The sequence below is a fragment of the Roseovarius albus genome, assembly GCF_900172335.1.
GTDB classification, from domain to species: domain Bacteria; phylum Pseudomonadota; class Alphaproteobacteria; order Rhodobacterales; family Rhodobacteraceae; genus Roseovarius; species Roseovarius albus.
This window is the reverse complement of the sequence record NZ_FWFX01000028.1, coordinates 1-6,306: the sequence shown is the minus strand read 5'-3', so window position 1 is coordinate 6,306 and position 6,306 is coordinate 1. Positions and strand designations below refer to the sequence as shown.

Annotated in this window: 5 protein-coding genes; 3 read left to right on the top strand and 2 right to left on the bottom strand. The window is 49.7% G+C overall.

The window, feature by feature from the left end; all coding sequences use genetic code 11:
• Positions 1–1,025: 1,025 nt before the first annotated feature.
• Complete coding sequence (locus ROA7450_RS20870; protein ID WP_143534556.1) at positions 1,026–1,250, bottom strand: DUF1127 domain-containing protein; 225 nt, start codon at positions 1,248–1,250, stop codon at positions 1,026–1,028.
• 64 nt (positions 1,251–1,314) lie between these two features.
• Between ROA7450_RS20870 and ROA7450_RS20540 the strand changes: the two genes are divergently transcribed.
• A complete protein-coding gene (locus ROA7450_RS20540) occupies positions 1,315–2,292 on the top strand; it encodes a LysR family transcriptional regulator (RefSeq protein ID WP_234999622.1) in 978 nt (325 codons plus the stop codon).
• A gap of 206 nt (positions 2,293–2,498) precedes the next feature.
• Here the strand turns inward: ROA7450_RS20540 and ROA7450_RS20535 are convergent, their stop codons facing one another.
• Positions 2,499–3,029 (bottom strand): cytochrome b, encoded by a 531-nt coding sequence (locus ROA7450_RS20535; protein ID WP_085807838.1) that lies wholly within the window; start codon positions 3,027–3,029, stop codon positions 2,499–2,501.
• A gap of 125 nt (positions 3,030–3,154) precedes the next feature.
• Between ROA7450_RS20535 and ROA7450_RS20530 the strand changes: the two genes are divergently transcribed.
• Together ROA7450_RS20530 and ROA7450_RS20525 are read left to right on the top strand one after the other, a co-directional pair.
• Positions 3,155–4,054: a LysR family transcriptional regulator gene (locus ROA7450_RS20530; RefSeq protein ID WP_085807837.1), complete on the top strand. Its 900-nt coding sequence runs from the start codon at positions 3,155–3,157 to the stop codon at positions 4,052–4,054.
• A gap of 339 nt (positions 4,055–4,393) precedes the next feature.
• A complete protein-coding gene (locus tag ROA7450_RS20525; RefSeq protein ID WP_085807836.1) occupies positions 4,394–6,142 on the top strand; it encodes an adenylate/guanylate cyclase domain-containing protein in 1,749 nt (582 codons plus the stop codon).
• The last annotated feature ends 164 nt before the right edge of the window (positions 6,143–6,306 follow it).

Sequence of the window (6,306 nt, the reverse complement as noted above, 5' to 3'; positions counted from 1 at the left end):
AAACAACGCGAAAGGATCAAACTGAAGACGCTCGAAGCGCGGCGCTTGCATCACCGCAAACACGCCGCATAATCAAACCAACAAGATGAGCCAAACTCTCACTTAGTTTAGGCCCACATTGGTTCCAAAAACTCTGGTGACGGACACTTACAATGCCGTGCCATCGTTCACCTCAGCTGGTACCTGACAAACAGAAAAGTTCACGAAAAAGCTGCCAGTTTCGCGGCAATTGTGTCTTGATCTATTTCCTTTTGCTCAAAGCTCTTCAGTCAATATAGACTATGCAGAGATTGGGCAAATGACCGTTATTTGCCGTGTCAAATGTTCTATTGTGCTGCGGCTTTCGCCCAATCAACCGTTCACCCGTGGCCATGTTGATGTAACTCAATCAGTTCCCTCGCAGCAGATTGATGCAACAGTATCGATATTTTCACCCTATAGCTTGCTTGAGGCTGCTCCGCAGGGTTTAAGATTCTCAATTCCCTAAAACGGTCTTTAGCTACACTGCATAAAATCGGCTAAGATGGGCTTTAAGTGATCATTAGCTGCACCCTTAGCCAACGACTGCTTCTAGTTTTTCATTGAACAAAGGGAATCCCTTTTAGCCATAAATGGTAACGTTAGATTGCCAGAATGGCTCTTGTCTCGCTGGAAGGTTTGGACCAGCACCTTCGGGAGGAGATGAAGATGCTGGCCCTGTGCGTTGGCGCTCCCTGTTGATTTTTCGCCGCCGCTCATGCTGGCTTACTCTGGGAGGAGCGAGAACCAGCACTTTTCCTTTAGACATCTGACAGAAGAGCCAGCTTCTCTATTCGTCCGCCATCAGTTTTTCGGCATATTTTGGGATGTCGGACCTCGAAATACCGATCTGAGCGAGCTGATAGTCGCCCAAATTTGAAAGCGCAGACAGCATTCGAGCCTTTTGAAAAGCCTTCAAGGCAGTTTTTGCTTTTGCTCCGACTTTCGCCAGAAACGCGAATGATGCAGCGACGGTGTGACTACGATCTAGTCTAAACCTTTGGGTGCTAACAGGCATAGGCGGCCTCCAGTGCTAGTCTTTTGATGTTGCAGCGCGGGATGTTCAGATCTCTCAGTTCACGGTTAGATAGGACCGAGAGTTCATAATAGGTTGCGAGATAAACCCTGTGTTTGGCTTGCACCCTTCGCAAATGGCCCAGCTTTTGATTAAAGAATGTGCAACCAGCATCAAAAACGACATCCAGTCCACAGTTTGATCGAGTAATTGCCATGATAATACCTCTTGTCTTGCCGCAATGCAGTATTTGTGCTGCACTGCAGAAATATGAGTGTTTGATGGCTCTTACAATTTGGTGTTTTGGCAAAGGCCCCATGCCAGATTGGAACAGCAAGGGATGTAACGTGGACATTTCAGCGCAAATGTTGATCTTTGCGACGGTTGTTGAGTTGGGCAGTATCTCTGCGGCTGCAAGATCGATGGGGCAAACCCCATCGGCTGTCAGCAAGCAGATCAGTTTGCTTGAAGATCAGGTGCACTACCGCCTGCTGGATCGCACCAGAACGGGTGTCTCGCCGACGCAAGAGGGCCAAGAATTCTACGAAAAATGCAAAGCAATGGCTGACAAATTCAAAGAGGCCGAAGCGATGATCCACAATCTGGATGGAATCCCGCGTGGAGAACTCAAAATCGCATCCACGGTAGCGTTTGGTAAGTCCCAGCTGGTTCCTGCATTGCCCGCGTTCATGGAAGAGAACCCTGAGATCCAAGTCTCGTTGGATGTCACGGATCGGGAAATTGATCTTCGAAGTGAAAAGTTTGATGCGGCGATCTGCTTTGCTGAACAGCGCAAAAACCCAGATTTGGTTGTCAGGCGCATAATGCGGAGCCGTCGGGTGTTATGTGCTTCACCTGAATACCTTGAGCGGTTTGGCGTACCAACAAATTTTGCCGAATTGGCAGAACACAACTGCCTTAGAGTTGCGGGCAAAAGCCCAAGAAACGTCTGGAACAGTGTTGAACCAATAACCGGTGACAGATTTGAAGCGACCGGCAGTTTCGAGGGAAACAGCACCGATGTTGTCTTTCGTGCGGCACTCGCTGGCATCGGGATCGCGCGACTACCCTGTTACATGGCAAATTGGAAGTTCCGATCTGGCGAACTTGTGCACGTCTTGCCGGAATACGCACCGCCCAGCACTGATATTGTTGTGATGTTTGCCGACAGGCGCAATCTGGCGCCGAAAACCCGAGCATTTGTGGACTATCTGGTACGGCGGTTTCGCGATGTCGAAGATCACCAAATGACCGGCTAATCAACCTTTGAAAAAACCGGAAGCTTCCAAATTATTCCAAGCCAATCATAGTCCTGAAATCTATTCAGTCTAAGAAACGCCGCGCTAAAGATGCTGGAGCGGCGTTACAATCATGGATCAAGAGTTTTGCAGATAACTTAGTCAGGCCAGCATAGCGCCAATTCGACTGCAGCATCGCACATCCTCCATAACGGTTCATCGGCGTTTTAGCTGCGCTTGCCAAACCACATGCGGCTGATCAGCCGGTCTCGCACGTAGAACTGGTGATAAGCCCATCCCGCAACGTGAAGTCCGATCAAAGCAAGAAGGACAGTCCCAATAATGCCGTGTACCACACGCGCGGGGAAAACACTGAAAGTTGGAGGTAATGCTGCCCCGGACCCTCCAAAAATGATCGAGAAAAGCCCCGCTGAATAGGCAAGAGCAATACCGCTGACAACCATTGAAAAGACAAGCGCATAAATCCCCAAATGCGCAAGTTTGGCACCCGAATTCAGTGCAGAGTTGCCCGCATCCGCATGAGGTGGCGCCTTGGCAAAGATGCGCATCGCCAGTCGCAGGGTCATAAGCACCCCAATTGTCAGACCCCAGATCATATGACCGGTCAGCCCAAACATCTTGTCCGGGCTATCATTTGGAATCTCTGCCAGGCTGGGGCCACCAAGAATTAGCGCAACAAGGATCATCACAGCGATGAGCCAGTGCAGGCCAACGAAAAAGGGATGGTATCGTTTCATAGTGAAAGTCCTGTCTTTGAGACGCGCAGCAGAGCGGGTGAGGAAGGATAGGTTCAGTTCTTTGTATCAATACGTCAGACAATCTAATACGAAACAAATTGAACATACTGTTACATGAGTGGAACATGCGTACATTTGATTGGGAATTCTTGCCTCATTTCCTCGCCGTGGCGCGGGCGGGCAATCTGCGGGCGGCCGCTGAAATGGTCGGAACCAGCCATGGCACTGTAAATCGTAACATCCAGGCACTGGAGACCAGCTATGGAGTGCGATTATTTCACCGATCCAGACAGGGCTTTTCACTCACCGAATTCGGAGAAGCCCTTTTGCCAATGGCAGAAGACGCAGAACAGAAAATCTTCGCGGCACGCAAACGGGTTGAAGGATTTGATCGTAGCGAAGCGGGCAAAATTCGGTTCTCGCTGACGCCAATCCTTGCCTATGACATTGTGGCGCCGATTGTCGCGCGATTCAGTGAACAATATCCAGAGATAGACATCGAGATGCGACTGACATCAGAGGTGGAATCTATCACCAATGACGAAACCGACATATCACTACGCGCTGCGCAGGACGTGACTGACGACGTGGTGGCACGTAAACTCTTCCAGTTGGAGATTGGCGTCTATGCCAGCAAGGAATACCTCGAAAATACAGTCCCAAATGCGGGTGCCGACGGTGTTGGCCTCACCTGGATTGGGGCTCCGACCAACCGCACGCCCCAAAGCTGGTCGCGGCCCTCGCCATTCCCAAACGCGACACTGCGCCACGAAGTCTCTGACGGACAAATGAGGGTGCACTTCGTGAATCTGTCTGTCGGCATGTCCCATTTACCGACTCTTATAGAGCCTGCTTTCCCCAACATTCGCAGGATGCCGGGAACGCATGTTTCTCCCGGTCCATGGCTTTGGGTGCTCTTACACTCTGACCTCAGAAGAACAGTACGCGTCCGGCGGTTTGTCGACTTTCTGACAGAAGAATTACGAGCATTGCACAAGGCAGGAAAGCACTCCCGTTCGATCTAAGGGATGCATAAACAGTCAAGGCACCATTCTGGCATAACCTGTTGCGGCGCCGTTGTTCAGCTCATATTTCCTGGGCTGAACGGCCCATTCCAGACATTGGATGGAGTAAACCGATGCTGCAGCGCAGCCCTTCAAAACGGCCGTTCGTGTATCGCGCAGCATTTCGGTTACCTGGATGACTGCAGCGCGGACAATTTACCATTTTGAACTATGTGATCGTCCGTATCGCGACAAGGATTGAATTGTCAAAGTGCCAGAAACGGCCATTGTTTCCACGGCATTTAATGCATGGATTAAATAAACCGCGCCCATTACAGTCCTTTGCTGAGAGGATCACACATGGAACGAAGGCTTGCTGCCATATTAGCCGCTGATGTGGTGGGTTATTCCAAGTTGATGGGGGAAGACGAGGCTGGGACACTGGCGGCGCTCAAAGCTCATCGTATTACATTGTTTGATCCGACAACAAAAAAATTTGACGGGCGTATCGTCAAATTAATGGGGGATGGAGTGCTGGTTGAGTTCCCATCTGTTGTCGCCGCGGTTGAATGCGCAGTCGCAGTCCAACGAGCTCTCGCTAAGGAAGATAGCCCGATCAAATTGCGTTGCGGTATCAATCTCGGGGACGTTATCATTGAAGGTGATGATATCTATGGGGATGGCGTCAATCTCGCTGCACGACTTGAGGCTTTGGCTGATCCTGGTGGCGTGTGCGTTTCTGATATTGTTTATCAGAGTGTCCACAAAAATATCGAAGCAAGCTTCGAAGATATGGGCGAGCAAAAACTTAAGAATATCGATGGGAAGATTCGCGTTTGGCAGTGGCGTTTCGCTGCTGCAGGGCAACAATCTTCAAGCTCTGAAACGTCCACAGATGAAGTTTTGGTGATACCAGAAAAACCCTCTATTGCTGTCTTGCCGTTTGACAACATGTCCGATGATGCAGAGCAAGAATATCTAGCTGATGGCCTCTCAGAGGATTTGATTACCGCACTGTCGAAAGTTCGCTGGTTCTTTGTAATCGCCCGCAATTCGACCTTTACCTACAAAGGACAGGCCGTTGATATCACAAAGGTCGGAAAGGAACTTGGTGTACGTTACGTGTTGGAAGGAAGCGTACGCAAGGCCGGAAACAGGGTGCGAGTTACTGTTCAGTTGATCGAAGCGGCAACGGGAAATCATGTTTGGGCCGAAAGATATGACAGGCAAATTGAAGATATTTTTGATCTCCAGGATGAGATGACAAACACCATTGTTGGCGCGATAGAACCGGAACTTTCGGCTGCAGAGAGAAAGCGCGTTGCGGCGAAAGCACCTGAAAATCTTGACGCTTGGGAAAGCTACCAGCGTGGTGTCTGGCACATGTGGAAATATGAACCAGATGATTTAATTGCGGGCCTCAAGTTGTTAAAGAGAGCAACGGATCTCGACCCGAACTTCACTCTTGCCTACGCCTATATGTCTTACATTCACTATCAAAAAGTGGTTTTGGGTTGTTCTGACAACATCAAAGATGATCTTGATGCGGGTATGAAAGCTGCTCAAAGAGCTCTTGCAATTGATGATCAAGACTCGGTCGCGTATTTTGCAATTGGTCGAATTTACATGATGCAGGGACAACATGATGAATCGATAGCTGCGCTTGAGACTGCGGTGAAACTAAATCCAAGTTTTGCCCAAGCTTATCATGGTTTGGGGATGGTTTTCACCTTGGCTGACCGTCTTGAAGACGCAAAGGCCTCCTGTCTCCACTCGGAACGTCTCAGTCCACGAGACCCAATCCATTGGGCGTCAACGGTTGTGCACGCATTGGCGTGTGTTCTTTCTGGTGACTATATTGAAGGTGCCCACTGGGCGCGCATAACCATTCAAAACCCGCGATCAACCAGTTATTGGCCGCATGCTGTTATGGCTTCATCATTGGCGCATCTCGGCCAAATAGATGAAGCACGTGCAGAGGTTGCATTGGCAATAAAAGAAAAACCGGACCTGACACTATCCTATCTCTCGGAAGTTTTGCCGACCAAAAAGCCAAATGGCCTTGATCCGTACCTCATAGGGTTAAGGAAGGCCGGCTTGCCGGAGTAAATAGCACGCTACATCGACGCAACTCCACTGTCTGACGTCAGCGCTTATGGGTCCAAATAGGTCGATTTGCTAAGAGAGGGTTTGTTGCTCATCGTAGCCACCAAGGAGTGGATGATGAGAAAGACAACGAAGAGCCCTGGCGAGAAGATCGTCAAAGATATCAA

Bases quoted from the DNA above. Each gene is read 5' to 3' on its own strand.
- ROA7450_RS20870 (WP_143534556.1), bottom strand. From the start codon at position 1,250: ATGGCAATTACTCGATCAAACTGTGGACTGGATGTCGTTTTTGATGCT.
- ROA7450_RS20540 (WP_234999622.1), top strand. From the start codon at position 1,315: ATGGCTCTTACAATTTGGTGTTTTGGCAAAGGCCCCATGCCAGATTGG.
- ROA7450_RS20535 (WP_085807838.1), bottom strand. From the start codon at position 3,029: ATGAAACGATACCATCCCTTTTTCGTTGGCCTGCACTGGCTCATCGCT.
- ROA7450_RS20530 (WP_085807837.1), top strand. From the start codon at position 3,155: ATGCGTACATTTGATTGGGAATTCTTGCCTCATTTCCTCGCCGTGGCG.
- ROA7450_RS20525 (WP_085807836.1), top strand. From the start codon at position 4,394: ATGGAACGAAGGCTTGCTGCCATATTAGCCGCTGATGTGGTGGGTTAT.